Here is a 25,066-nt window from a genome sequence, read left to right as displayed (position 1 = left end):
GTTTCGGCGTGGAAGAGGTCATGCGCTCTACGCTAAAATTTCAAGTTCACTTGAAGTCAAGGCCTAGTGTGAAAAGGCGCAGTATGAAGCAGACACCCACGGACCTGCTCACCGTGGGCGAGGTCGCCCGCCGGGCCGGCATCGCCACCAGCGCGGTCAGGTTCTACGAAGACCAAGGGTTGATCGCCGCCACCCGCACCGCAGGCAACCAACGCCGCTATCCCCGCCACGTCCTGCGCCGCATCGGAATCATCGTCGCCGCACGGCGATTCGGCATCCCGCTCGCCGAAGTCGCCGAAGTCTTCGCCGACCTCCCACACGACCGCATGCCCAGCAAGACCGACTGGCGCAAGATCTCCCGCGGCTGGCACGACCGCCTCGAAGCCCGGCGCCGCGAGCTGGAACGGCTCGAGGAGGAACTCATCGGCTGCATCGGCTGCGGGTGCCTGTCGCTGAACACCTGCCGAGTGCTGAATCCGGAAGATCGCCTCGCCGCCGAAGGGCCGGGCGCGCGGCGGCTCACCGGCGGGGACGCAGCCACCCAGCGCCCGCCGGACGCGCACGATCTCGATCATTCTCCGAGATCGGCATTCGCCGGGGACGGACAGGGGCGGTAGGCGTCGAGGTCGAAGCGCCCGAGCTGTGCGAGATAGTCGTCGGTGTTGCCCGGCCACAGCGCTTTGTTGTGACCGGTCGGGTCCGACTCGATGGTCAGCATGCGGAATCCGAGGTCGCGCGCGGTCGCGAGCGCACGCCGGAACAGAACGCTGCCGATCCCCGCGCCGGTCGCCTCGGGCGCGACGATCAGCATCCCCAGCTCACCGACGGGCGCGTCGCCCTTCACCGTCACGAAACCGAGGACGACGCCGTCCCGCTCGGCAACCAGTGTTCGCCGGGGCCGTGAGGTCAGGGGCGGCGCAGGCGGCCGAGGAATCCGCGAACACCCGTGGCAGGCTCGACCGCGTCCAGGCGGGCGATCTGGTCCGCGTCCAGAGTGATCGAGCCCGCTGCGACGTTCTGCTCGAGGTGGGCGATCGACGTGGTGCCGGGAATGATCAGCACATTCGGGGCGCGGTGCAGTAACCAGGCCAGGCCGATCTGGGCCGGGGTGGCGCCTGCCTCCTGCGCGATCCGCTGGACGACCGGTTCGTGGGTGACCTTCGCCAAGCCGGGCATGGCACCACCGAGCGGGAAGTACGGAACCCAGGCGATGCCCTCCGCTCGGGCGACGTCCAGGACCGGTTCCTGCTTGCGGGAGGTCAGGCTGTATTGATTGGACACGCACACGATCCCCGCGGGCAGCGCGGCACGCAGTTCGGCCGTGTCGACGGTGCTCACCCCGATGTGTCCGATCAGGCCCTCCTCGCGCAGGGCGATCATCTCGGCCATCTGGTCGTCGAATGACACCCGCTGGCTCGGGGTCAACGGGAAGGACCCGGGCGGGATGCGGCGCATATTCACCACATCCAGACGCTCGACCGCGAGACTGCGCAGGTTGGCGTGGACCTGCGCGCGCAATTGCTCGGGTCGCTGGGCGGGCACCAGCGGCATCGGACCGCGCCGGGCCGGGCGGGCACCGACCTTGGTCACGACCACCACGTCCGGATCGACGGCCAGCGTGGCGGCGAGGTACCGGTTGGCGGTGCCGTCGCCGTAGAAGTGGGCGGTGTCGAAGTGGTTCACGCCCAGTTCGTAGGCGCGGCGCAGCACCGCGCATGCCGCGTCCGGGTCAGTCGCGCGGGGCAACTGCATGGTGCCGTACCCGACCCGCGCGACCTCGCGTCCGGCCAACGTGAAGGAGCCGCCGGGGCGTGCAGCGGTGTCGGAAGGGTGGCTGGAGTCGGTCATCTTGGGAGCTCGCTCTCGTGCGACAATAAAGCTCGAACCGGAGGAACCTCCGGTAAGGCCAGAATGCCACAAACGGAGGGACCTCCGCTATGGGTGACGCATCGCTTCCTCGGGAGACGCCCGTCTCCACCACCGGCCCCGCCCCGGCCCAGCGCCGCCGTCGCGCCGACGCCGAACGCAACCGCCGAGCACTGCTCGACGCGGCCCGCGCAGCCCTGGCCGACGGCACCGGTTCCTTCTCCCTCGAGGCCGTGGCCCGCCAGGCCGGGGTGGGGATCGGCACCCTCTACCGCCACTTCCCCACCCGCGAGCAGCTCGTAACAGCCGCCTACGACGCCCAAGTCGAGGACCTGCTCGCCCAGGCCGGGGCACTTGTCGACAAGCTGCCGCCGCGGCAGGCCCTCCGCGAATGGATGAACCACTTCGCCCAGCTCGTGACCGCCAAACACGGCATGCTCGATGCCCTGCACACCAGCCTGCTCGATGCCGCGCACACCCCCGACGTCGCAGGCATTCGCGCGCGCATGGCCGCCGCGATCACCCCGATCCTGCAAGCGGGTGCCGACGACGGGTCCCTGCGCGGCGACGTTCAGGCCGGTGACGTGGTCCTCCTGATCGCCGGGTCCCTGATGCCCGTCCGGGACGACGCCGCGCGAACCCAGCGTTTGCTCACCCTCGTCCTGGACGCCCTACGCCCGATGGAAGCGGGGTGATACCCGCGGTTGCTCCGGCGATGTCTCGCCACGCATCGGACGCGGATCTTCGCAGCTCGTCGGTCAGCGGGGTGGTTCCGCGGACACCGGCAGATCCGCCAGCCGCCATTCGAGCATGCCGTCGCGGAGGCGGACCGCGCGCCGGCCGCGTTCGGTGAGCAGGCGCACTGCGTCGTAGGCGAACACGCAGTATTCGCCGCGGCAGTAGACGACGATCTCGGTGTCGGCGGGTAGCTCGGCGATGCGGTCGGACAGCTGGTCGATGGGGATGTTGATCGCGCCCGGGATGTGGCCGGCCGAGTACTCGGCTTCGGGGCGCACGTCGAGGACGACCACCTGCCCCTCGGTGCCGCGGGCGAGTAGTTCCGCGCTGCTCAGTTCGGCCCCGGCATCGCCCAGGTAGCTCTCCCGCGCGGGCGGCACCGCGGGCTGATGGGCCGCGGTGACCCGGCGCAGCAGGACGAGCAAGCGCGCGACGTCCTCGCCGGCCAGACGGTAGTGGATGCGCACGCCCTCGCGGCGGGTGGCGACGAATCCGGCGTGCTTGAGGGTCTGCAGGTGCGCGGAGGCGGTGGTCAGGTTGAGCCCGGCCGCGGCGGCCAGCGCCTCCACCGAGCGCTCACCCTGGGCGAGCAGATCCAGCAGCTCCAGCCGCTTCGCACTGGCCAGCGCCTTCCCGCCGACCGCGAACGCCTCGTACAGGGCGGCCTTCGCCGCCGCCTTGTCCTCACCCATCGGTTCCTCCGAATACCCCTGCGGGGCGGGCACTCCGGCGCCGCGCCCACCACAGTGCCGGGATCAGGATCAGCGCGAGCACACCCCCGGCCAGGGACAGGACCGCGTAGCTCGTCGCGGTCATGACGACTCCCGACAGCACGCCTCCGCCCGCCCCCGCGAGCGCGATGAGCACATCGATCGTGCCCTGCACACGCGGCCGGTTCGCCGGCACCGTCGCATCGACCACCAGCGCGGTCCCCGCGATCAACCCGAAATTCCAGCCCAGGCCCAGCAGCATCAGCGCGATGATCAACAGACCGAGCGAATCGCCCGGGGCGAGCGCGGCGACGACCCCGGCGGCGAGCAGCGTCACGCCGGCGGCGACCGCCATCGGGGTCCGGCCGAGGCGATCCACCAGCACGCCGGTCACCAGCGACGGCAGATACATCGCGCCGACGTGCAGCCCGATCACCAACCCGACCGCACCCAGCTCGTGATGGTGCAGCCGCATGTGGACCGGCGTCATCGTCATGATCGCGACCATCGCGAATCTGAGTCACGACCATCACCGTCGCACCGACAGCGGCGCCCACCCCGGCCTTCGGGGCCGCCGACCCGGCCTCGGCCGGGCCGGCAGCGATCCGCTCGGCCGTGGTGATCGCGCGTGCCAGCAGATACGGGTCCGGGCGCAACAACGTCAGCAGCGCGATACCGGCCGCCGCGTACGCCACGGCCGCCAGCAGGAACGGGCCCGCCAGCGGCGGGATTCCCCAGTGCTCGGCCGTTCGCCCCAGCGGTTCCACCAGATTGGGGCCCGCCACCGCGCCGAGTGTGGTCGATACCAGCGCGACACTCACCGCTCTGCCGCGTCCGTCCGGGGAGGCGAGATCGGTCCCCGCATACCGCGCCTGCAGATTGGTCGCGGTGCCCGCACCGTAGACGAACAGCGCGACGAACAGCAGTGGGGCGCTGTCGATCACCGCTGCGACGACCACACCGACCGCGCCCAGCGCGCCCGCACCGAACCCGAGACCCAAGCCGATCCGTCGCCCCCACCGCTGGGTGAACCGCCCGATCGAGAACGCCGCCAGTGCCGACCCGAGGGTGAACAACGCGGTCGGCACACCGGCGGCACTGCCCGAGCCGAGCATCTGCTGAGCCAGCAGCGCACCGACGGTGATGCCGGCCGCCAGCCCCGCCCCGCCGAGCACCTGGCTGACCACGACGACGGTCAGCGTGCGCCGCTGCACCCTGGCCCGCTCCCGCTCGTCGGGCACCGGGAGCTGGACGCCGGAGGCCAGGTCGTTCGTCACGACCGCTCCCCGGCGTAGAAGCCGACCACGTTATTCCACATATTCATGGAATAGGAGAGTACGGCATGGCCGCGTCGCGGTGTGCTGCGCAAGGGCAGGGCCGGAACGGACGTGGGTATCACCGCACCCGCTGTCCCGGCCCGCCCCAGTTCACCCCAGACTGAACGGCTGCCCCCAGACGGTGACGATCTCCTTGGCGGTGTCGGTCTCCACCTCGACCTCGGCGAAGGCCCTGGCCTGGGCGTAGCCGGCGCAACCGGCGAGGCCGATCGTGCTGTTACGCCAGGTGACGCTGCCGCTGGTACCGGTGTGCGAGGAGAACGGCCGATGCGATTCGGAGCCGAAGGCGTCGGGTGCCTCCAGATCGAGCAGGTAGAACTTCCTGGCCTGGCCCGGGCCCAGGCTCAGGTTTCCGCCGAGGCTGCCACCCGCCGAGGGGTTCTTCCCCGCCCAGTCCGAGCTGTAGTTCGCGCCGCCGTTGGCACCGCCCCCGGCGATGTTCACCTGGCATCCCACGACGTAGCCGGGCCTGATCTTCGCCCGCGCGGGTGCCGAGGAGTCGAACTGGGCACTCGCGGAGACCCACGCGTTGCGGTGCAGCGGCGTGGCGCCCATGGACGGGCTGATCGTCGCCGATTCGCCGACCAGGCGCACGGTCACGACCGTACCGTCGCCGAGCGTTTCGGTGACAGCGCCTCCCGGTAGCGGAACGACGGTGTCCGCGGCGGCGACGGCGACGGCGATCGACCCCAACGCGGCGGCCGCGACGACGGCGACGCGGGAGACGTTCTTGGCATGGAGCATGACGGAACCTCTTCGTCTGTGGTGGTGGTCGGGCGCGAGATGTACGGGCACGGTTCAGCCGATGCTGAAAGGCGCGCCGTACAGGGTGGTTTTCGAATAGTGGTCGCCGATGATCTCCACCACCGTGTACGCCCGAGCTTGCGCGTAGCCTCCGCAGCCCTGGATCTCGATCTCGAAATCCCGGTACCCCAGGCTGTAGATGCCCGGCCGCAGAATGTCTTTGAACCCGACCTGCACGAATTTCACCTGACCGGGGCCGATCTGGATCCCGGCGGAGCCACCGACGCCGCCGCCGTTGGTGCTCACGTTGCCCGACAGACCCGCCGAGATGGCACTGTCGCCGATACTCACCTGGCAGCCGACGATGTAGCCGGTACTCACCTGCGACGCGCCGTGGGTGGAGGAATTGTTGGTGCCCGGCCAGTTCTCCGGCGTCGAGTAAGGACCCGGCCGCTCGACGGTGGGCGTGTCGGTGACCTCGGCGGTGACCGTACCCGACACCCACACCACCCGCCCGGCGCCGTTGGCCGCCATCGACGGCGACACCACCGCGTGTTCCCCGGTCCGGGTGAGCGTCGCCCCCGGTGCGGTCTCCTGCCCGTCGGGAAGTGGTACGAACACATCCGCGGCGGCGGGTCCGGCCGCCGCCGCGGAGATCGCCGCCGCGATCGCGGCCCAGACTCCCAGCCGCGCGCCCCGGGCCGGCCGCACGCGTACCTCATCGCTATCCATGTGTGTGCTCCTCATGTCGATCGAAAACGGATGTGCCGCGAGTTCCGTGCCGGATTCGCCGGTCTCAACGGATGTCGAGCGGTGCTTCGGCGGGATACTCGGCGGGCGCCATCGCGTAGGTGTCGGTGAGCAGCGCGATGAATTCTCGATCGGTCATCGGATCGGTGGGGAAGTCGAATTCCTTACCACGGCGGACCAGATCGTCGCCCAAGATGTCGAAGACCTTGGCCGGGGTGAGGTCGTCGGTGTGGTCGAGGTAGCGGTCCGCGTCGCGCCGGTCGTCGAAGACCAGCGCGGTGTAATGGAACAGGGTGCGGACCTCGCCGTCGGTGTACCGGGCGATCTCCTTGTCCCCGTTGCGCACCACCCACTGCCCGTTCTCACCGTGCAGCCGCGTCTGCATGTCGAGTTCGGGCATGTCCCGGCGATCTCGCGGGCCGTTCGCCTCGCGCCGGTGGTACATCTTCGAATTGTCGGACAGGATCGCGGTGTTCCAGAACGGCGCAGCCAGTCGCTGCGGCGCGCGGTCGGGACCGTCGGGCCAGTAGGTGAATCCACCATCGAGGTCGGAGTCGTAGAAATAGGTGATCACCTGGGCGGTCTTGACTTCCCAGTGGTCGAACAGACCCGATTTCGCCATCACGCTCAGCAGCCAGATCGGGGTCTCCACCGAACTCATCCCGCGCCAGTTGCCGCTGTCGAAATGCCCGGCGTCGAAGCTGTGCGAGGGCACGGCCACGTTGAACAGCATGTGGTGGGCCATGCCGTAGCGCGCGCCGTGCACGCTCTTGGCATGCTCGAGCAAGGTCCGGCTCAGGTAGATGTCGCGGATCTCGTCGTAGAAGGCGACTCCCTCCTTGGCGAGGTACCCGCGGAACACCGGCGCGACGAAATCGGACAGCTTCGCGTCGGCCTTGCGCTGCGCGCCACCCGAGACCGCAAGGTATTCCTCGGTGCTGGCGAAGTGGTGGGCCAGGATCAACGGCCACGGCCCGTGGTCGGCGACCACACCGAACAGTGCCGCCGTCTGCTCGGGCGTGTACAGATCGGGCACGATCCGGGGCGGAGCGACCGGGACGAGTGGGTGCCGGTGGGGCGTTCCGAGTGTTGCGGTCATGATGTTCCCTTCTTCCTTCCCGCCGCGTCGTCGCGGGGGCGGCCGGCCGATCGCGGCGGCGAACCGCCTCGCGATCGGGGTGAAACTTCGTCTCAGATGCGCTCGAACAACTCGAGCAGATGGCCTTCGGGGTCGTGGACGAAGGCGACCCTGATGCCGATGTCGGTCATCGTGGTGGGTGGTTCGGACACGGTGGCGCCGGCCTGTTCGGCTCGCCGCACCACCTCGTCCAGGCCGGAAACCTCGAACCCGATCACGGCCGAGCCCGGGGCCGGCGCGGGACGGTTCTTGTAATGCAGCAGCACCAGCGATTGTTCGGTGCCGTCCGGTGAGGTCATGATGATCTCGGCGAGCGGGTCGGCCCGGTCGTCGAACTCGTAGCGCGTCCGCTCCACCCGGCCGAACACCGAGGAGTAGAAGGCGAATTGGGCTGCGAGGTCGTCGACCAGAATCTTGGTGAAGGCATAGCGAGGGCAGCGCACCGGCGTTCCTTTCGTCGACGCGGCCGCGAGTCGGCCGCGCGGGGTGTGTCGTGTCGTCCGGCCGTCAGCCGACCGCGGCCGGGGTGTCCTCGGCGCCGGTGGCGCGGACCGCGTTCGATCGCGGCCGCGGCGGCCGGCCGATGAACAGGCACAGGACGGCCACCACCACGGCGCAGCCGATGAACCAGGCCACCGCGAGGTTGAACGACGCCAGGGTGGGCGCCGTGGTTCCCGGCACGGTCGACAGCGAGAGCATCACCGACACGAGCGCCACACCCACGGCCGAGAAGGCCTGGCGCGCCGTGCTCAGTACACCCGTCGTGACACTCGTGACGTCCTCGGGGACGGACTCGATCACGATCTTGGGGTAGCCGGTGTAGGCGAAGGCCGTGGCGACCGCCCCGAGCGCGAACACCCCGACCATCACGGGCAGGGACATGTGGCCCACGAGGATCATCAGGTTCGCGACGACGAACAGGACGGCCCCGAGCAGGAAGGCGGTCCGCCCGCCCCACCGACCGGCGACCATTCCCGCGATCGGCGAGGCGGCGAAGCCGACGATGGCGCCGACGCCGGCCACCAGGCCCGTCGCCGTCGCCGAGATCCCGAGCCCGACCGGCAACGACGTCGGTGACTGCATGATCATCGGGGTGACCAGCTGAATGGCGCCGACCGGGCCGAGGGCGAGCACCGACAGCGCGATCATGTTGAGCGCCATCCGCCGGTTCGCCAACACGCGCAGGTCGACCAGCGGGTCACGCCTGCCCAGCTCCCAGAGCGTCCACGCCGTGAGCACGGCCGTGCCCGCCACGATCAGTCCCACCACACCCGCGCTGGTCCAACCCCATGCCGGCCCCTGGGTGAGACCGTAGAGCAGCGCGGTCAGTCCCGGCGTCAGCAGCAGGGCGCCCACATAGTCGAAGCGGGGCAGCTCCGCGAGGGGCGTCGAGCCCGGCAGCGCGAGCGCGGCCAGCACCGAGGCCACCACCGCGAGAACCGCGGCGAACAGGAAGATCATGTGCCAGTCGGCGACGTCGAGCAGCACTCCGGCGATCAGGGAACCTCCCGAGCCCGCCAGCAGCGCCGCGCCGCCGATGAATCCCACTGCCAGCGAGACCTTCTCGGCGGGCAACGCCTCGCGCGCCAACCCGTAGCACAGCGGCAGGATCGCGCCCGCGGCGCCCTGCACCCCCCGGCCGAGGATGATCGCGGCCATCGAATCGCCGAAGACGCTGATCACCGAACCCAGGGTCGACACCAGCATCACGATGATGAGAACCTTCTTGCGGCCGTACATGTCGCCGAGGCGGCCACCCACCAGCGCTGTCGTCGCCGCCACGAGCATGTAGGCCGTGACCGCCCAGCCGGTCGTGGCGGCCGGGACGTCGAAGATCTCCCCGAGCCGCGGCAGCGCGATGAAGATCATGCCTGCCTCGAAGGCGCTGACCGATTCGGCGAGAACCAGTGCCGTCACGATCATCGCCGTCGACGCCGAACTCGTTCGCCGGTCATGGTTTCCGGTGGGTGAGGGAGCTGCTGGAACCGGCATCGGTCGTCCTCCTGGGGGCTCTGCGCATCCGACGTGCGCCGCCGCACGCTCCAGGGATCACCCCTGGAGCCGGCGTAACGGGCGGTCGTGATCTCGGTCACGGCACCTGGCAGAGGACAATAAGATCCGGCCGGCCCGCGCGCCCGTCGCCTTTCCAGTCAGCGGGATCGGCAAATGCTCTCCGGCAGCACCCGATTGGGCGCGGAGACCGTCGCTACCGGCCGGGTTCGAGGAGCAACACCGGAATCAGCCGCCGGGTGTTGTCCTGATACTCCTGATAGGTCGGGTAGGCGCGCACCGCGCGCTCCCACCACTCGGCTCGCTCCGGCCCAGCCAGTTCGCGGGCCACTACGGACAGCACCACATCCTTGTCACGCAGCTGCGCGCGCGGATCGGCCACGAGGTTGAAGTACCAGGCGGGGTGCCTCGGCGCACCGCCCTGCGACGCCACGACCGCATAGCGCCCGTCGTGCTCCACCCGCATCACCGGCGTCTTCCGCAGCGCACCGGTCTTCCGGCCGACCGTGGTCAGGATGACCAGCGGCCTGCCGTCGAACTCACCTGCCTCCGCGCCGTCGCTGGCCTCGTACTGCGCCACCTGGTTGCCGATCCACTCGCTCGGACTCGGGACGTACTCACCGGTGGAGCTCATGCGCATACTCCCATCTGGCACCGAGGTGCCCGGTCCGATCCGTCGGTCAGGTCGCCCGCGGGTCGCGCACGACCGGGCCCGTACTCCGAACGTACCGCCTGCGCGCCGCGCGACCGCAGCGCAGACGTCGCTCTCCCGGCGGTGCCGACAGCCTTCCGTCAGCTCCGATCGCGCGGATCGGTGAGTTCGGCGAGCGCGCCGAGTTGATCGCAGTAGTGCTCGGCCGAGGTGGCGGCCACCGACGCCGCGACGACGGTCGCGCCGGCGTGGACAGCCGCGTCGATGCTGCGGCGGGTGCCCGACGGATCGCCGAGCGGGTCGAGCCGCTCGGCGGACAGCACGACGTCGAATCGGGCGGGCAGATCCCGGCGGGCGAGCATCGCCCGGATCTCGTCGAAGGCCAAGCCGAACGGGGCCCAACCGTCGCCCAGCTCGCACGCGCGGCGCAACGACCGGGCCGAGCGTCCGCCGATCCACAGCGGCACCTCGGCCTGCACGGCAGGTGGATCGACCACCATGTCCGAGAACCGGTGGTAGCGCCCCTCGTAACGGGGCAGCCGACGCGACAGCGCCGCCCGGAGCGCGCGCAGCGCATCGTCGGCTCGTGCGCCCCGGTCCTCGAACGGGACGTCGAGCAGGTCGAACTCCTCGCGCAGGGACCCGACGCCCAACCCGAGGATCACCCGCCCGCCGCTGACGGTGTCGAGCGTGCCGTAGCGTTTGGCGATCGCGAGCGGATGGTGGTAGCCGAGGACGAGGACATGGGTGGCCAGCCGGATCCGCTGGGTGCGGGCGGCGAGGAAACCCAACGTGGCCAGGGGATCCCAGTACGTTCCCCCGCGTATCTCGGCAACCGCGGTGGGTACCGCGACGTGCTCACTGCAGGTGAGGTGGTGGAAGCCGAGATCGTCCGCGACGGCGGCGATCCGGGCGAGTTCGGCGATTCCCGCCGTCTCCTCCCATTGGCCGTATCCGCCGGGCACCCGGGTCACCACGGGGGTGTTGATGCCGATCCTCATCCCAGTGCCGCACCTTTCACCCGAGCGGGACCCACGTCCGGCACGGAGTCTGCGCCGTCGGTCGCCCGGCCGGTAGCGGCCCGGCGAGCGCCCAGTAGGCGGTGGGCAGACGGGATTCGGACGCTTGTCATCACCTTGCCGCAACCGCCGCGCCGGGGTGCCAAAAGGTCGGAGTCGTTCGTCATGCTCACCTCTGCATGATGGCGCTCGTGCGTGCCGTCACCGCGACGGCGGGGGAAGGAGCTTCTTCGCGGCGGCCCGCGAGGCCAGCAGCAGTTCTGCCCGGTTGTGGCCGCTGTTCTTCTCGGCGACGTCCTCGAACTGCTTCACCACCACGACCGGCCCGTTGGCGAGATTGGCCAGGCCCTGTGCGGCGACGTCGCGCGGCTCGGAGACGAGCAACCCGGGCGTGTCCATCTTCAGCCCGGCCCGCGCCATGGCGGGTGTGCGGGTCAGGCCGAGCACCAGTTCCAGCACGTCGACGTCGTGGTCCCGCATCTCGAGCCACAGCCCTTCGGCGAAGGTCCGGCAGAACGATTTCACCGCCGAATAGATGCTGATCTGCGCGGAACCCAGGTAGCCGCTCAACGATCCGACCAGCAGGATGCCGCCGCGGCGGCGCTCGCGCATGAGCGCGCCGAAATGGTGCACCAACGCCAGCTGCACGGTGATGTTGAGATCGATGACGGCCTGGAAACGGTCGAGGTCGCCGGTGACGAACTCGTGACCGTAGGTGTTGGCGCCCGCGTTGTAGATGAACAGCCCGACGACGAGATCGTCGGTGAGCTGCCGGATGCGCTCGAGGGCGTCGGGTGCCAGCAGGTCGACCGACAACGTACGGACCTCGACACCGTGCGCTCGGCAGGTCTCGGCCGTCGCGGCGAGCGGTCCTTCCTTGCGGGCCAACAACACCAGGTTCATGCCGTTTTCGGCGAGTTGCCGGGCGAACTCGGCACCGACACCCTCCGACCCACCGGCGATCACGGCCCACGGACCGTACTTCTGAATATTCACGTGCGGGATTCCTTTCATGAGACCGGCGTCACCGGTCGTCGACTGTGCCCGATTCGACGGTGCCGAGGGCGGCGAGCAGCGCACGTGCCTCGGCACGGCCGTCCAGCAACCGCGCGATACGGCGCTCGACGCGCCAGCGGCCGTCGATCTTGACCAGCTCCCATCGGTTCGCGGTGATCCGGGCGACCGCGAACTCCGGGCCGTCGGATACCTTCAGCACCAGCTGCGAGTGGCCGGTGACGATCGCCCGGTCACCGTCGAGCACGATGTGCGGGATCCCCATCAGGTGCGCGGAGCCGTTGCGGATGAAGCCCTGGTGCATGTCGCCCTCGATCATGGCGCGCAGGCCGGCCCGGCCTCGCAGCATGCCCGAATCGACGTCGTAGACGCCGTCGTCGAGCCAGAGGTCGGCCGCGACGTCGGCCGATCCGCTGTCCACCGCCGGCCCGTAGGCCGACAGCAGTTCGAGGATCTGCCACCTGTCTTCCATTGCCTCCACTCGTCGGGCGAGTGCGTCGATGTCAGCGGATCGGTCGGTCATGGGTTCCTTCGGTAGGGCGGTCACCAGTCCTGCCAGGGGATGATCGTGCGCAGCGGGCCGTGGAACAACAGTTCGCCGACGCTTTCGGGTCCGTGGCCTGCCGCGGCCCAGTCGTTGTCGATGTCGTCGAGCGCGGCCGTCACCTCGGCGGGGTCCGCGTCCAGGTAGAGGAGCCGGATGCGCAGCGTGCCGGGACCGAACTCGCGCCGGTCATCGCTCAGCCGGGGCAGGGTGGGGTGCTTCTGCAAGGAGTGCAGCGCGAAGGTCCACGCTCCCGCGACGCCCGGACACGACAGCAGGGCGGGGATCTCGACCCGGTCCTGCCAGCGGAACCACTCGTGCGCGTCCGTGCCGTGCGGATCGGCCAGATGGGTGACCGACAGGTGCAGTCCCCGATTCGGCCGGAAGGGCAACGCGTCGGCCGAGACGTTTATTCGCGGTGCCGCATACCCCTTGACCGGGGTGAAGAACCCGAGCAGCGGCCGCCGGATCCCCGGCAGCAGCGGACCGCGCCCCCACTGGAAGGAGTCTTCGCCCAGCTTGGTCCATGCCGCCACGCTCTCGTCGTAGGGCGGCCGGAACCAGTACATCGCCACGTAGTCGATATCGATGAGATCAGCGGACGAAGCCCGGTGCAGCGGGACGTATTCGGCCGGGCGCGCCCAGCGGTCACCCCAGGCCACACCGGGCAGCAGCAGGTTCTCCGGGCGGTGGTCGAGCTGATGCCATTCGTTGTACTCCCGATGCGTGGTGGCGTCGGTGAGCTGGACGAAGGAGAAGAACGCACGTTCGGAGAACATTCGGACCTGCCGATCGAGGGGTGCGGACAATCGGGCTCAGGTGGATGGTGCCGTCGCACCGGCGCCCACCGGTGACGTCCTCCCGATGAGTGGGAGGCGCCGTGCCGTGGTCGGATCACACCGGCGCGGGTATCCTCGCCGAGCCCACGCCCGCCGATCGCGGGCGCGGCGGCGGCGCGCCGATCGCGCCACGCCAGATCTTCGCGGCACCGCCGCGAACTTCGGCGATCGCCATCTCCAGGCGCAGCGTGCGGGTCGGCCCGCACAACGAGAGCGCGAATTGTCCGTCGCCGTCGCCGGTTTCGATCGCCGCGGCCACCACCGTGACGCCCAGCACACACCCTTGCGCATCCACCGCGACACCGCCGCGGTCCTGGATCCGCCGCAGGTCCTGTTCGAGCTGCCGCGGTGTTCGCAGGCTGTAGGGCGTGGCCGGCTCGATGTCGTCGAGCACCGGCCACTCCGCGCGGGGCAGGGCCGACAGTATCGCCCGTCCGGCCGCTGTGCGCATCGCCGGCTGGCGCGCGCCGACGCCCCACTGGGAACCGGTGGTTGGCCACAGGCCGACGCGCTCGAGGTGCAGGATCTCGGCGCCGGTCAGCATGCTCAGATGTGCGGTCAGGCCGGTGCGTCGATGCAGGTCGGTCAACACCGGAAGCGCGGCGCGGTGGACACTGCGCTGCCGGGTGGCCTGGGCACCGAGCTCGAACATCCGAAGGCCGAGCGCGTATTTGAAGTCCTTGCGCTCCACCCAGCCGAGCTCCACGAGGCGCTGCAGGATGCGATGCGCCGACGAGCGCGGGAGATTCGAGCGGCGGGCCAGTTCGGCGAGCGTGAGCGGCCGTTGGCCGACGAAGGCCCCGAGCAGCGAGGCCACCCGATCGATCATCGCCGTCGGTGGCTCGTCGATGTGCGCCGTTGCCATGAACACCTCCCAGCGGGCAGAGTCATCATCTGCCTGAATGTCAGAATGTGACAGGTGTGAGTGTAGACACATCGCGCTCGGCGTGTAAAGGGCGTCACACGGTCAGCCGGGTCGGGAGCCACACCCGCAAGGCGTCCGGTCAGTGAAACAACCGGCGCGGAAGCCATTGCCGCGGAGCCAGACTGGCTCGGTCGATCCGCCGTTCGAGGGCGGGCAGCGGTACGCGCCCGCCGACACCGGACCGATCCGCCCGAATATCTGCCACCCGGAGGAGATCCCACCGTGACCAGGGTCATCTATGCGCGCAGTGTCCACGACGAGGCCGAGATCAACGCCTGCCTGGAAGTGCTACGGGGCGGCCCCTACGCGCTCAAGATCGGCAAGAACGTCGCCGAGATGGAGCGCAGGACCGCCGAGTTGTACGGCAAGAAGCTGGGCCTGATGTGCAACTCCGGCTCGTCCGCGCTGTATCTGGCACTCGAACTGCTGGATCTGCCCAAGGGTTCGGAGATCATCACCTCGCCGCTGACCTTCTCCACCGACGTCTCCCCCATCGTGCGCGGCGGGTGGATTCCGGTGTTCGTCGATGTCGAACCCGATACCTACAACGCCGATCCGGCCGCCATCGAGGAACTGATCACCGACAGGACCGCGGCGATCCTGCTGCCCAACCTGGCGGGCAACGCCCCCGACTGGGACGTCATCCGCGAGATCGCCGATCGGCACGGGCTCAAGGTCATCGAGGACTCCTGCGACTGCATCGGTACCACCCTGCGCGGGACCAAGACCGGCAGCCGCTCCGACATCACGGTGACCAGCTTCGCGATGGCGCACATCATCACCTGCGCGGGCCAGGGCGGCATGGTGTGTGTGGACGACGAGAAGCTGCGCGACAAGGGCTTGATGCTGCGCCGGTGGGGCCGCCGATCCGAGCCGCACCTGTTCGGCTCGCAGGCCGCGCGCACCGGCCGCGTCTTCCGCGAGGACCTCGACGGCGTCGCCTACGACAACGATTTCATCTTCGACGTGCTGCCCTGGAACTTCGAACCCTCCGAGCTGGGCGCGGCCTTCGGCCTGGTGCAGCTGTCCAAGCTCGATCAGAACTACAAGCGCCGCGCGGAGATCTTCGCGGCGTTCTCCGCCGCGTTCGGCAGCTACCCGACATTGTTCCGGCTCCCGCGTCAGCATCCAGAGTTCCACACCGCCTGGCTGTGCTACCCGGTGACCATCCGCGAGGACGCCGGCTTCACCCGGGCGGATCTGCAGGACCATCTCGAGGGCGCCGGCATCGACACGCGCACCGTGTGGAGCGGCAACGTCACCCGGCATCCGATGATGCGCAACGTCGAGTACCGGATCCCCGCGGGCGGGCTGCCGAACGCCGACGAGGTGTTCGAGCGCGGCATGTCACTGGGCATGAGCCACGGCATGAGCGACGAGGAACTCGACCACGTCGTGGCCAACATCCACGACTTCGCCCGCCGCTACGCCCCCACCCGGTGACCCGACACGAGGAGACGCCGTGACCACGCTCCACCCACCGCTCGAACACCCCTACCTGGACACCCACACCCCCGAATTCCTCGACGACCCCAACCGGTTCCTCGGCGGCGACGCCGACCGGCTCCGGGTGGCCCGGGGCCGCACCGGCGCGGAGTTCTTCGCCTACGACACCGTGCGCGGGCTCTACCGGGACGACCGGGTCGGCCCACGCAGCCCACAGTTCTTCCTCGACAAGGGGCTGACCGGCGGGCCGATCATCGACTACCTGGTCGACGGCAACCTCAACCTGACCTGGTCGGCCAACCACGACCGGATCCGCCCGATCCTGCTCAGGGGATTCCGGCCGAGCCGGATCGTCCAGGCCAGGGCGATGATGAGCGAGCTGGCCGAGACCTTGGTCGACCGGCTCGCCGGTCGGGACCGGATCAACTTCGTCACCGAGTACAGCCACCACCTCGCGATCGGCGTCGTGGCCGGTTTCATCGGCATCCCGTTCGACGAGGTCGACGCCTTCGCCGACGCCACCGTCAAACTCCGGCTGCTCGGCCAGGAGCCGATCTGGCCCGGCGTCGCGCCGCTGGAGGATGCGCTGCAAGCCGTGCACGACTACAGCGCCGTGCTGGTCGAGCAACGGCGACGACAGCCGCGCGAGGACTTCATCAGCGACCTCATCGAGGCCAAGGACTCCGAGGAGGCCGACATCACCGACGTGGAGATCGTCTGGCACATCGCGGGCGTCCTGCTGGCCGGGCACGACACCACGCGCTACCAGCTGGCGTCGGCGGTACGAGCGATCGTCGAGGCCGGACAGTGGCAGGCGCTCGCGGCGAACCCGGCACTGATCCCCGCCGCGATCAACGAGTCACTGCGACTGCACCCGGCCACCCCGCGCCAGGTCAAGGTGGTCCAGCGACCCCTGACGCTGGAAGGAATCGACTTCGAGCCCGGCCAGGCCGTCACCCTCAACATCAGCGGCGCCGGGCGCGACCCGCGCTCGTTCCCCGACCCGGACCGTTTCGACCCGCAGCGGCCCGCCCCGTTGTTCGACATCGGATTCGGCTACGGGGGGCACTACTGCCTCGGCCACGCCGTCGCCAAGGCGGAGATGGAGGAAGGGCTGAAGGTGCTCACCCGGCGATGGCGCGAGGTGGCGCTCGACGGCCCGGTGGAACTGGCCGCCGGCGGTGTCATCGCCGGGCCCGAGGTGGTGCCGATCCGCTACGAGCTCGCCGAATGAGCGGGTTCGCGGTGCGGCCGTTCAAGACCGCGCTCTACGCGCCGCCGGTGCAGCCCGATCTCGCGGACTGGCACCGGCGGCTGCGCCGGATGGACGACAGCGGACTGACCGCGATCACCGTCTCCGACCACTTCCGCACCGGCCGCCAGGATCCCCTTCCCACCCTGGCCGCCATCGCGTCGGTGACCGGCCGTGTCCGGGTCATGGCGCTGGTGCTGGCCAACGACTACCGCCATCCGGTGATCACACACAAGGCGGCCGCCACCCTCGACCTGATCGCGCAGGGCCGCTTCGACCTCGGCCTCGGCGCCGGCTACCTCGCCGAGGAATACCGGAGCGCCGGAATACCTTTCGATCCCGCACCGCAGCGAGTGGACCGGCTCGAGGAAGCGCTCGCGATCATCGTCGCGCTGTTCGGCGAGGCGCCGGTGCGGCACCGCGGCGTCCACTACACCATCGACGGGCTGATCGGCACCCCCGCGCCCGTCCAGCGACCACATCCACCGCTGGTCGTCGGCGGCGGTGGACGGCGCATGCTGACACTGGCGGGCCGGTACGCCGACATCGTCGGGGTGCATTCGAATCTGCGGCGCGGCACGGCCTACGACGCCGCCGTCATCACGGACATGCTGCCCGACACCATGGCCCGCAAGATCGCCTGGGCGCGCACCGCTGCCGAGCGCGCCGGACGCGATCCGGACGCGCTGGACTACCTGTCGATCACCTGGACCTGCCGGGTGGTGGAGCGACCCGCCGACGTCGACCCGGTGTTGCGCGAGGTCTGCCGTCGCTACGGCGTCGACCCGGCGATCGGGCGGCGCTCCACCGGCCTGCTGGTCGGCACGGTCGAACAGTGCCTCGAGCAACTGCACGAGCGCCGGGCCGAACTCGGCCTGAACTACGTCGATTTCGGTGCCGCCGACTTCGACGAGATCGCCCCGTTGGTCGCGGCCCTGTCCACCGAGACGCCCGGCCGCTCGCCGACTTCCCACTGACCAGAATGCGGCACAGACAGCGCGGCGCCGGGCCGTCACCATGAGCCGGTCGTCTTCCCGGCGAGGAACGGAGGCCCCCATGAATCCGGCAGTGACGCCGCATTCCGATCCGGCGCTGCGGCGCCGCGTCGCCGTGTCGAGCTTGCTCGGCACCGCGATCGAGTACTACGACTTCCTGCTCTACAGCACCATGACGGCGCTGGTGTTCAACAAGGTCTTCTTCCCCGACTCGAACCCGGCGCTCGGCACCATCGCGGCCTTCGGCACGCTGGCCGCCGGATATGTCGCGCGGCCGATCGGCGGTGTGCTGTTCGGCCACTTCGGCGACCGCATCGGGCGCAAATCGATGCTCGTGCTGACCATGCTGCTGATGGGCGCGTCGAGCTTCCTCATCGGTGTGCTGCCCACCTACGCCGGTGTCGGCATCCTCGCGCCCCTGCTGCTGGTGTTGCTGCGCGTGGTGCAGGGCGTGGCGATCGGCGGCGAGTGGGGCGGGGCCACCCTCATGGTCACCGAACACGCCGAACCGGGTCGTCGCGGTTTCTGGAACGGCATCATGCAGATGGGATCGCCGATCGGCTCGCTGCTGTCGACCGGCGTGGTGGCCGTGGTCGCGCTGCTGCCCGAGGAAGACCTGTTGTCGTGGGGCTGGCGGATCCCGTTCCTGGCCAGCATCGTGCTCCTCGCCGCCGGGGTGTACCTGCGGATCGGGGTCACCGAGTCGCCGGTGTTCCAGGCCGCGGCGGCCGAGGCCGAGCCGGCGCCGCGGATTCCGTTCGTGGCCATCCTGCAACGTCCCGCCACCCTACTGCTGGCCTGCGGCATCGGGATCGGCCCGTTCGCGTTGACCGCGTTGCTGAGCACCTACATGATCAGCTACGCCACCAACATCGGCTACGACCGCTCCAGCGCGGTGAACGGCCTGTTGTTCGTCTCCACCACGGCGTTCATCGCCATCCCGCTGTTCTCTGCCCTGTCGGATCGGGTGGGCCGTCGGCCGGTCGTGCTGGGCGGCGCGATCGGCATCGTGATCCTGGCCTGGCCGATCTACACCATGGTCGACTCGGGTTCGGTGCCGCTGTTGTTCGCCGCCATGGTGCTCGGCCAGTGCGCCCAGTCGGCCATGTTCGCGCCGCTGGGCGCACTGCTGTCGGAGATGTTCGGCACCGCGGTCCGCTACACCGGTGCCTCGATGGGCTACCAGTTCGCGGCGCTGCTCGGCGGCGGCTTCACACCCCTGGTGGCCAGCGCGCTGCTGGTCGGCGGACCGGACAGCACCCCGCTGATCCTGCTGGCCGTCGGTTGTGGTCTGGTGACGGTGTTGTGCATCTCGCGCGTGCGCGAGACCCGCGGTGCGGATCTGCACCGCGCTGTCACCGGTGCGGCGGTCGACACCGCCCGGCCGGTTCCGTCGGCCGAGGGTTCCGGTCACTGAAATAATATGTGCCGCATCGTCTCAGGGCTGATAGAACAGTCGACAGCGGTGCGGCCGCAGCGCCCGCCGTCGCACCGGAACCGGGCGCTCACCCACGGATGTCATATTCTGACAACCGTGGGTGAGCGCACCGGTACCGTCCGGACAGCAGCGGCGTCGGCCTCGGCCGCCGCGCGACGACAGGGAGGCCCGATGGACAAGACGGCTCGCCCCACCCTCACCGAGCGCCGCGCGGAGGAACTGCGCCACACCATCGCCCTCACCGCGCGCGACCTGTTCATCGCCGAGGGCAACACCACGGCCACCGTGGAACGCATCTGCGATCTGGTCGGCATCTCCCCGCGCACCTTCCACCGGCACTTCCCGGTCAAGGAGGACGTGCTCGCGCCCCTGTTCCGGCAGAGCGAGGAGCTGATCGTCGAGATCCTGCGCACCGCGCCCGCCGCGGACGACCCGGCCGAGGTGCTCGCCCGCGCGTTCACCATCGAGGTCCACCGGCGCGACGTACCGGAGTTCGACCGCAAGTTCATGGACCTGATGATCAATACCCCGCCCTACCGGCTGCGCTGGCTGGAATGGGGCGAGGGCCTGTGCGGGGCGATCACCGAATACCTGGCCGGGCACTACCACCTCGGCGACGACCCGTTCCTGCGCGAACTGCCCGCCCAGCTGGCCATGCAGACCATGCGCCAGGCCTACATCCACTGGGTCGACACCACCCACTCCGGTGAGTTCGCCGAGGTCGAGCAACTCCTGCTGCGCGGGCTGCGCATGCTGCTGGCCGGACTGCGCCCGGCCCGCTGAGCGCGCACACGGTTCCGGCGAGGGCGAGAGCCGGGCGCGCTCACGCCAGCGCACCACCGTCGACCACGAAGTCCTGCCCGGTGCAGTAACTGCTCGCGTCCGAGGCGAGGAAGGCCACCAGCGCCGAGACCTCGTCGGGACGCCCGACCCGAGCGATGGGCAGATTCGCCACCGCTCCCCCGCCCGCCCGCGTCGCCTCCGACACCATCGCGGTATCGATCGCGCCCGGACAGATGGCGTTGACCCGGATGCCGAGCGGGCCGAGTTCCTTTGCCGCCGAACGCGTGGCGCCGCGCAGACCCCACTTGGCGGCGGCGTAGGCCAGGCCGCCCGCGTAGCCGGTCATCCCGGCGGTGGAGGCGATGTTGACGATCGAGCCGCCGTGCTCGCGCATCAGCGGCAGCACCGCCCGCATCCCGAGGATCGCGCCGATCAGGTCGACGTCGAGGACGAATCGCAATTCCTCCTCGCTCAATTCGCTCAGCGGGGCGCGCGGCGCCACGCCCGCGTTGTTGACCAACACGTCGAGCCGACCGAACCGCTCGCGCACCAGATCGACCGCCGCCGACCAGTCTCCGGCGCGCCGCACATCGAGCGCGGTCGCCACCGCGGCCGTGGGCAGCTCGGCCACGATCGCCTCGACCCGCGCGACATCCAGGTCGGCGGCCACCACCCGGGCGCCCAGTTCGGCGAGCCTGCGGGTGTGTTCCGCGCCCTGGCCTCGCGCCGCTCCGGTCACCAACACGACCTTCCCGTTCAATTCCCACGAGATTCGCCTCGACGCGCTCATTCCTGCCTCTCCCACGACGACGGTGTCCGGTGAGTCTGCGACCCGGCGTGGGCGCCGGGACGCCACTCTTCCGGTCAGTGGGCAGGTCGCCATTCCAGTGAGTGAAATCACTCCCCATCCGCCGCCAGGATCGCTGTTAGAACGGGTGCGCAGCGCAGGAGGGCCGCAGCAGGCGGCCCCGTCAGCCCCCTGCGCGCCACATCCGAGGAGGGTGGAGATGAACCCCGTACCGCAGGACACCGAAATCCGCACCATCGAAGCGGCCGCGGCCCCCACGCGCTTCGCGCGCGGCTGGCACTGCCTCGGCCTGGCCCGCGACTTCTCCGACGGAAAGCCGCACGCCATCGAGGCATTCGGCACCAAACTGGTGGTCTTCCGCGGCGAGAACGGCACACTCAACGTGCTCGACGCCTACTGCAGGCACATGGGCGGCGACCTCAGCCAGGGCACCGTCAAGGGTGACGCCGTCGCCTGCCCGTTCCACGACTGGCGCTGGAGCGGCAACGGCCGGTGCACGGAGATCCCCTACGCCCGCCGGGTGCCGCCGCTGGCGCGGACGCGCACCTGGCACGCGCTCGAACAGGACGGCATGCTGTTCGTCTGGCACGACCCCGAGGGCAGCAAGCCCACCCCCGAGGTCGCCATCCCGCGCATCGAGGGCGCCGGCGACGACCGCTGGACCGACTGGCACTGGTACACCACCGTGGTCAACACCAATTGCCGCGAGATCATCGACAACGTCGTGGACATGGCGCACTTCTTCTACATCCACGGCTCGTTGCCGACCTACTTCAAGAACGTCTTCGAAGGCCACATCGCCACCCAGTACTTCAAGAGCGGCGCCCGCGACGACTTCCCGGCCCCGGAAGGCCAGCCGACCATGCTCGGCACCTCCTCGGTGGCCTCCTACTACGGGCCCTCGTTCATGATCGACGACCTGACCTATCACTTCGAGTACGGCGATCAGCGCACCGTGCTGCTCAACTGCCACTATCCGATCGACGCGAACTCGTTCGTGTTGCAGTACGGCATCATCGTCGAGAAGGCGCCCGGCCTGCCCGAGGAGGCCGCGATGCAGACGGCGGTGGCGCTGGGCGACTGGGTCAAGATCGGGTTCGAGCAGGACGTCGAGATCTGGAAGAACAAGGCGCGCATCGACAATCCGCTGCTGTGCGAGGAGGACGGCCCGGTCTACCAGCTGCGCCGCTGGTACGAGCAGTTCTACGTCGACGTCGCCGACGTCACCCCGGAAATGGTGGATCGCTTCGAATTCGAGCTCGACACGACCAAGCCGCTGGAGGCGTGGCAGGCCCAGATCCGGGCCAACATGGCCGCGCAGAGCGGCACGGCCGAGGCGCCGGCCTGATGGCGCCCCGGGTCGACAACCGGTTGGCCGACACCCCGATGGTGCCGGTGGAATGCGGACAGTGCGGCGCGCGCGTGCTGGCACGCAAGAGCAGCTGGCAGCAGACCAGTGTGCAGTGGAATGCCGAGGCGGTCGCCCGATGCCCGGAGCTGGGCTCGCCCGTGCTGCGGGGGCCGTTCCTGCCCGGGTGCAGCCGGATGAGCGAATTCATCCGGGAGGCCGCTCTCGCCGGACGGATTCCCGTCCCCGCGGAGGTACCGGCCGAGACAGCCAACAGCTGACGGGGCCGCCATCCCGCCGCAGGTGGACCGCAGCGGATCGTCCGCTGCGGCCCACGAGGGTGTTCACGCGACGCCGGGACGGCCGGGGCAGTGCCGCCGGTGCTCGTCGTAGCGGGCAGCGAGGCGATCGGCGGTGGCCCGGCTGAGCACCTCGACGATCTGCCCCAGCGGGTCACGGTGATAGCAGGCCCCGGGCGCCACTCCGCCGTCGCCACCGGCCATCCACAGCCGCGCGCCACGGCGCGCCAGCTCGGCCGACACCACCGCGACATCGTCGGCCACGAACCCCAGGTGGTGGATGCCGGTGGGGCTGGGCTGCCAGATCGGCGAGCCCGGCACCGTCCGCAACAGCTCCACGTGCGGCGGACCGGCCGACAGGCCCATGCGCTGCACGGTGCGCTGGAGCACACCGTCGATTCGGCAGGTGAACTCCGACTCGGCGAACACGGTGACATCGAGGTCATAGAGCCGGTTCAGCGCCGCCGCCGCGGCCTCGACGTCGTCGGCCACGATCCCGACGTGGTGCAGTTCGGCCAGATCGTAGAGCGCGGGCATCGGTCAGTACATGCCTTCGTCGATCGGCACCCCGAACTCGCCGCGACCGAACATCGCCAGCGCCCGCTCGACGTCGTTGATGACGTGCACGGTGCCCGCATGCACATCGCGCCAGTGCCGTTCGATGGGGTTGCCGCGAGCGATGGAGTGCCCGCCGGAATTCTCGAACAGGATCTCCACCGCGTGCACCGCCCGCTCGGTGCCCAGCACCTGATCGCGCCGGGCGCGCAAGCGCAGCCGCTCGGGAATCTCCTCCCCCGCCTCGACGTAGCGGAGTTGTTCGGCGACATTCTGATCCAACGTCGCCACGGCGGCGTCGATCTCGCCGGCCGCCCGCGCGACCCGCACGTGCGCGAAGGCATCCTCGGCGACCTTCTGGCCGCCGTAGGACAGGCGCACCCGCTCTTTCATCCGCGCCACGTGGGCGGTGTAAGCGCCTTGGGCGGCACCGACGATCGCGTTGGTGATGGTGTAGGAGAAGACCATGCCGAAGGGCAACCTGTACATCGGCGCGGTGTTCACCGCGTGGCCAGGCCCGCGCAGCTGGTCCTGCTCGAGCGCGCTGTAGGTGCGGTGGGCGGGGACGAAAGCGTCCTCGATGACGATGTCGTTACTACCGGTCCCGGACAGGCCGACGACGTTCCAGACGTCCTCGACGACATAGTCGCTGCGCGGCACCAGCGCGGTCAGATACTCCGGGGCCTGGCCCTCGCGGAAGCAGAGCGTGCCAAGCAGTACCCACTGGCAGTGGTCGCTGCCGGAGGAGAAACTCCAGCGGCCCGAAAGCCGGTACCCACCGTCCACCTCGACGAGCGTGCCGGTGGGAGCATACGACGACGACACCAGCGCGTCCGGAGTGTCCTTCCACACCTCGTCCTGTGCGCGTTCGTCGAACAGCGAGATCTGCCACGGATGCACGCCCACCACCGCGGCCACCCAGCCGGTGGAGGGGCACGCGGACGCGAGGGCACGCACCGTCTCGTACAGTGCGGCGGGGCTCGCTTCGTAGCCGCCGTAGCGTTTGGGCTGCAGGAGTCGGAAGAACCCGGCCTCCCGCAGCTCGGCGATGGTGTCGGCGGGCACCCGGCGCTGCCGGTCGGCCTCGACGGCGCGCTCCCGGATCGCCGGCAGCAGCGGGCGCACCCGTTCCAGTACTTCGTTGCTCATGTCGTTCTCCTGATCTGTCTCCGCGCGCGGAATGCGACGACGGTAGAGGCAGGTCCGACCCCCGCGATCCCGGAATTCCAGCTACCGGGACGGCCCTGACCACCCCGCGATCCCGCTCAGCGGAATCACTGTCCGGCGCGCGCCTCACCGTTACCTAGCGTCCAGCCATGAGCACTACCTGGAGTAGAGAAGAACTCGAAAACGCCTACCAGAAGTGGCATTCCACGGTCGCGCGCGCCGCGTCGGGCGAGGGCAGTTGGCGGGAGTTCGTGGAGCTGTTCACCCCGGACGCGGAGTACCACGAGCAAATGGTCGGTGTGCTGAAAGGCCGCGACGCCATCTGGGCCTGGGTCGAGCCCACGCTGGCGACCTTCCCCGGCGCGGCGATGACCTCGTTTCCCGCCTACTGGCACCTGATCGACGATGTCAACGGTGTGATCGTGGTGAAGCTGAACAATCTGATGCGCGACCCGGGCGACGGCTCGCGGATGGGCGCGGACAACATCAGCATCCTCACCTACGCCGGGAACGGAATGTTCGCCAAGGAGGAGGACATCTACGACCCCGCCGAATTCGTGAAGCTGGTGCCGGAGTGGATCCAGCGCGCGATGGAGCTGGGCACCTTGAGCGAGGCCGAACTCGCCTGGTGCACAGAGCAGTCCATCGCCCGCTGACCCAGCCATTCGAGAACGAGAGCGAGCCACCGC

Annotated in this window: 27 protein-coding genes and 1 pseudogene; 10 read left to right on the top strand and 18 right to left on the bottom strand. The window is 69.6% G+C overall.

The window, feature by feature from the left end:
- The first annotated feature begins 83 nt into the window (after window positions 1-83).
- Window positions 84-617: a redox-sensitive transcriptional activator SoxR gene (gene soxR, locus AMO33_RS03475; RefSeq protein WP_060590470.1), complete on the top strand. Its 534-nt coding sequence runs from the start codon at window positions 84-86 to the stop codon at window positions 615-617.
- Here soxR and AMO33_RS32475 read toward each other — a convergent pair.
- Window positions 572-850: a GNAT family N-acetyltransferase gene (locus AMO33_RS32475; protein ID WP_240327398.1), complete on the bottom strand. Its 279-nt coding sequence runs from the start codon at window positions 848-850 to the stop codon at window positions 572-574. The genes soxR and AMO33_RS32475 overlap by 46 nt on opposite strands.
- Window positions 851-906: 56 nt before the next feature.
- Window positions 907-1,848 (bottom strand): aldo/keto reductase, encoded by a 942-nt coding sequence (locus tag AMO33_RS03465; RefSeq protein WP_060590468.1) that lies wholly within the window; start codon window positions 1,846-1,848, stop codon window positions 907-909.
- An 89-nt stretch (window positions 1,849-1,937) separates the two neighbouring features.
- Here AMO33_RS03465 and AMO33_RS03460 point away from each other — a divergent pair, with 89 nt between their 5' ends.
- A complete protein-coding gene (locus tag AMO33_RS03460) occupies window positions 1,938-2,561 on the top strand; it encodes a TetR/AcrR family transcriptional regulator (protein ID WP_076574049.1) in 624 nt (207 codons plus the stop codon).
- A gap of 63 nt (window positions 2,562-2,624) precedes the next feature.
- On the opposite strand, the gene AMO33_RS03455 is transcribed toward AMO33_RS03460, so the two are convergent.
- From AMO33_RS03455 to AMO33_RS03395, 13 genes and pseudogenes are all read right to left on the bottom strand, one after another.
- The gene (locus AMO33_RS03455) at window positions 2,625-3,296 is read right to left on the bottom strand and encodes a metalloregulator ArsR/SmtB family transcription factor (RefSeq protein WP_060590466.1); all 672 of its coding nucleotides are present in this window, start codon (window positions 3,294-3,296) and stop codon (window positions 2,625-2,627) included.
- Window positions 3,289-4,591, bottom strand: a pseudogene (locus AMO33_RS03450) (MFS transporter). The gene AMO33_RS03455 and the pseudogene AMO33_RS03450 overlap by 8 nt, the downstream one beginning before the upstream one ends.
- Before the next feature lie 150 nt (window positions 4,592-4,741).
- On the bottom strand, window positions 4,742-5,395 hold the full coding sequence (locus AMO33_RS03445) for an MspA family porin (protein WP_060590464.1): 654 nt from the start codon (window positions 5,393-5,395) through the stop codon (window positions 4,742-4,744).
- Between the two features lie 54 nt (window positions 5,396-5,449).
- Entirely contained in the window at window positions 5,450-6,127 is a 678-nt protein-coding gene (locus AMO33_RS03440; protein WP_060590463.1) for an MspA family porin, read from the bottom strand.
- A 64-nt stretch (window positions 6,128-6,191) separates the two neighbouring features.
- Complete coding sequence (locus AMO33_RS03435) at window positions 6,192-7,244, bottom strand: hypothetical protein (RefSeq protein WP_011209873.1); 1,053 nt, start codon at window positions 7,242-7,244, stop codon at window positions 6,192-6,194.
- Between the two features lie 92 nt (window positions 7,245-7,336).
- The gene (locus AMO33_RS03430) at window positions 7,337-7,726 is read right to left on the bottom strand and encodes a VOC family protein (RefSeq protein ID WP_011209874.1); all 390 of its coding nucleotides are present in this window, start codon (window positions 7,724-7,726) and stop codon (window positions 7,337-7,339) included.
- 64 nt (window positions 7,727-7,790) lie between these two features.
- Window positions 7,791-9,206, bottom strand: coding sequence for an MFS transporter (locus AMO33_RS03425; RefSeq protein ID WP_060590461.1), 1,416 nt, complete (start codon window positions 9,204-9,206; stop codon window positions 7,791-7,793).
- A gap of 283 nt (window positions 9,207-9,489) precedes the next feature.
- Entirely contained in the window at window positions 9,490-9,927 is a 438-nt protein-coding gene (locus AMO33_RS03420; protein ID WP_060590460.1) for a nitroreductase family deazaflavin-dependent oxidoreductase, read from the bottom strand.
- Window positions 9,928-10,085: 158 nt separating this feature from the next.
- Window positions 10,086-10,946: an LLM class F420-dependent oxidoreductase gene (locus tag AMO33_RS03415; RefSeq protein ID WP_060590458.1), complete on the bottom strand. Its 861-nt coding sequence runs from the start codon at window positions 10,944-10,946 to the stop codon at window positions 10,086-10,088.
- Between the two features lie 219 nt (window positions 10,947-11,165).
- The gene (locus tag AMO33_RS03410; protein ID WP_011209878.1) at window positions 11,166-11,978 is read right to left on the bottom strand and encodes an SDR family NAD(P)-dependent oxidoreductase; all 813 of its coding nucleotides are present in this window, start codon (window positions 11,976-11,978) and stop codon (window positions 11,166-11,168) included.
- A gap of 10 nt (window positions 11,979-11,988) precedes the next feature.
- Window positions 11,989-12,501, bottom strand: coding sequence for a nuclear transport factor 2 family protein (locus tag AMO33_RS03405; RefSeq protein ID WP_041561102.1), 513 nt, complete (start codon window positions 12,499-12,501; stop codon window positions 11,989-11,991).
- 20 nt (window positions 12,502-12,521) lie between these two features.
- Entirely contained in the window at window positions 12,522-13,301 is a 780-nt protein-coding gene (locus AMO33_RS03400; protein ID WP_060590456.1) for a hypothetical protein, read from the bottom strand.
- A gap of 115 nt (window positions 13,302-13,416) precedes the next feature.
- Entirely contained in the window at window positions 13,417-14,226 is an 810-nt protein-coding gene (locus AMO33_RS03395) for an IclR family transcriptional regulator (protein WP_011209881.1), read from the bottom strand.
- Window positions 14,227-14,508: 282 nt separating this feature from the next.
- On the opposite strand from AMO33_RS03395, the gene AMO33_RS03390 reads away from it, so the two are divergent.
- The 5 genes from AMO33_RS03390 (at window position 14,509) to AMO33_RS03370 (ending at window position 20,200) form a co-directional block, all read left to right on the top strand.
- The gene (locus AMO33_RS03390; protein ID WP_060590454.1) at window positions 14,509-15,729 is read left to right on the top strand and encodes a DegT/DnrJ/EryC1/StrS family aminotransferase; all 1,221 of its coding nucleotides are present in this window, start codon (window positions 14,509-14,511) and stop codon (window positions 15,727-15,729) included.
- Window positions 15,730-15,748: 19 nt separating this feature from the next.
- Window positions 15,749-16,966, top strand: a complete 1,218-nt coding sequence (locus AMO33_RS03385; protein ID WP_011209883.1) for a cytochrome P450 — start codon at window positions 15,749-15,751, stop codon at window positions 16,964-16,966.
- Window positions 16,963-17,961, top strand: a complete 999-nt coding sequence (locus AMO33_RS03380) for a TIGR03621 family F420-dependent LLM class oxidoreductase (RefSeq protein WP_060590453.1) — start codon at window positions 16,963-16,965, stop codon at window positions 17,959-17,961. The genes AMO33_RS03385 and AMO33_RS03380 overlap by 4 nt, the downstream gene beginning before the upstream one ends.
- Window positions 17,962-18,040: 79 nt before the next feature.
- Complete coding sequence (locus AMO33_RS03375; RefSeq protein WP_082668567.1) at window positions 18,041-19,396, top strand: MFS transporter; 1,356 nt, start codon at window positions 18,041-18,043, stop codon at window positions 19,394-19,396.
- A gap of 192 nt (window positions 19,397-19,588) precedes the next feature.
- Window positions 19,589-20,200: a TetR/AcrR family transcriptional regulator gene (locus tag AMO33_RS03370; RefSeq protein ID WP_011209886.1), complete on the top strand. Its 612-nt coding sequence runs from the start codon at window positions 19,589-19,591 to the stop codon at window positions 20,198-20,200.
- 40 nt (window positions 20,201-20,240) lie between these two features.
- On the opposite strand, the gene AMO33_RS03365 is transcribed toward AMO33_RS03370, so the two are convergent.
- Window positions 20,241-20,939 carry an SDR family NAD(P)-dependent oxidoreductase gene (locus AMO33_RS03365; RefSeq protein ID WP_240327397.1) on the bottom strand — a complete coding sequence of 233 codons (699 nt, stop codon included), beginning with the start codon at window positions 20,937-20,939 and terminating at the stop codon, window positions 20,241-20,243.
- Window positions 20,940-21,207: 268 nt separating this feature from the next.
- Here AMO33_RS03365 and AMO33_RS03360 point away from each other — a divergent pair, with 268 nt between their 5' ends.
- Window positions 21,208-22,356 carry a Rieske 2Fe-2S domain-containing protein gene (locus tag AMO33_RS03360; RefSeq protein WP_011209888.1) on the top strand — a complete coding sequence of 383 codons (1,149 nt, stop codon included), beginning with the start codon at window positions 21,208-21,210 and terminating at the stop codon, window positions 22,354-22,356.
- Window positions 22,356-22,637, top strand: a complete 282-nt coding sequence (locus tag AMO33_RS03355; protein WP_011209889.1) for a hypothetical protein — start codon at window positions 22,356-22,358, stop codon at window positions 22,635-22,637. The genes AMO33_RS03360 and AMO33_RS03355 overlap by 1 nt, the downstream gene beginning before the upstream one ends.
- A 63-nt stretch (window positions 22,638-22,700) precedes the next feature.
- Here the strand turns inward: AMO33_RS03355 and AMO33_RS03350 are convergent, their stop codons facing one another.
- The gene (locus AMO33_RS03350) at window positions 22,701-23,192 is read right to left on the bottom strand and encodes a VOC family protein (RefSeq protein ID WP_060590448.1); all 492 of its coding nucleotides are present in this window, start codon (window positions 23,190-23,192) and stop codon (window positions 22,701-22,703) included.
- Between the two features lie 3 nt (window positions 23,193-23,195).
- Window positions 23,196-24,359, bottom strand: coding sequence for a 3-hydroxy-9,10-secoandrosta-1,3,5(10)-triene-9,17-dione monooxygenase oxygenase subunit (gene hsaA / locus AMO33_RS03345; RefSeq protein WP_060590446.1), 1,164 nt, complete (start codon window positions 24,357-24,359; stop codon window positions 23,196-23,198).
- 167 nt (window positions 24,360-24,526) lie between these two features.
- On the opposite strand from hsaA, the gene AMO33_RS03340 reads away from it, so the two are divergent.
- On the top strand, window positions 24,527-25,033 hold the full coding sequence (locus AMO33_RS03340) for a nuclear transport factor 2 family protein (RefSeq protein WP_011209892.1): 507 nt from the start codon (window positions 24,527-24,529) through the stop codon (window positions 25,031-25,033).
- Window positions 25,034-25,066 lie beyond the last annotated feature (33 nt).

It is taken from the genome of Nocardia farcinica, assembly GCF_001182745.1.
Taxonomy (GTDB): Bacteria; Actinomycetota; Actinomycetes; order Mycobacteriales; family Mycobacteriaceae; genus Nocardia; species Nocardia farcinica.
The sequence above is the reverse complement of the archived record's forward strand: the minus strand, read 5'-3'. Positions and strand labels throughout refer to the sequence as shown.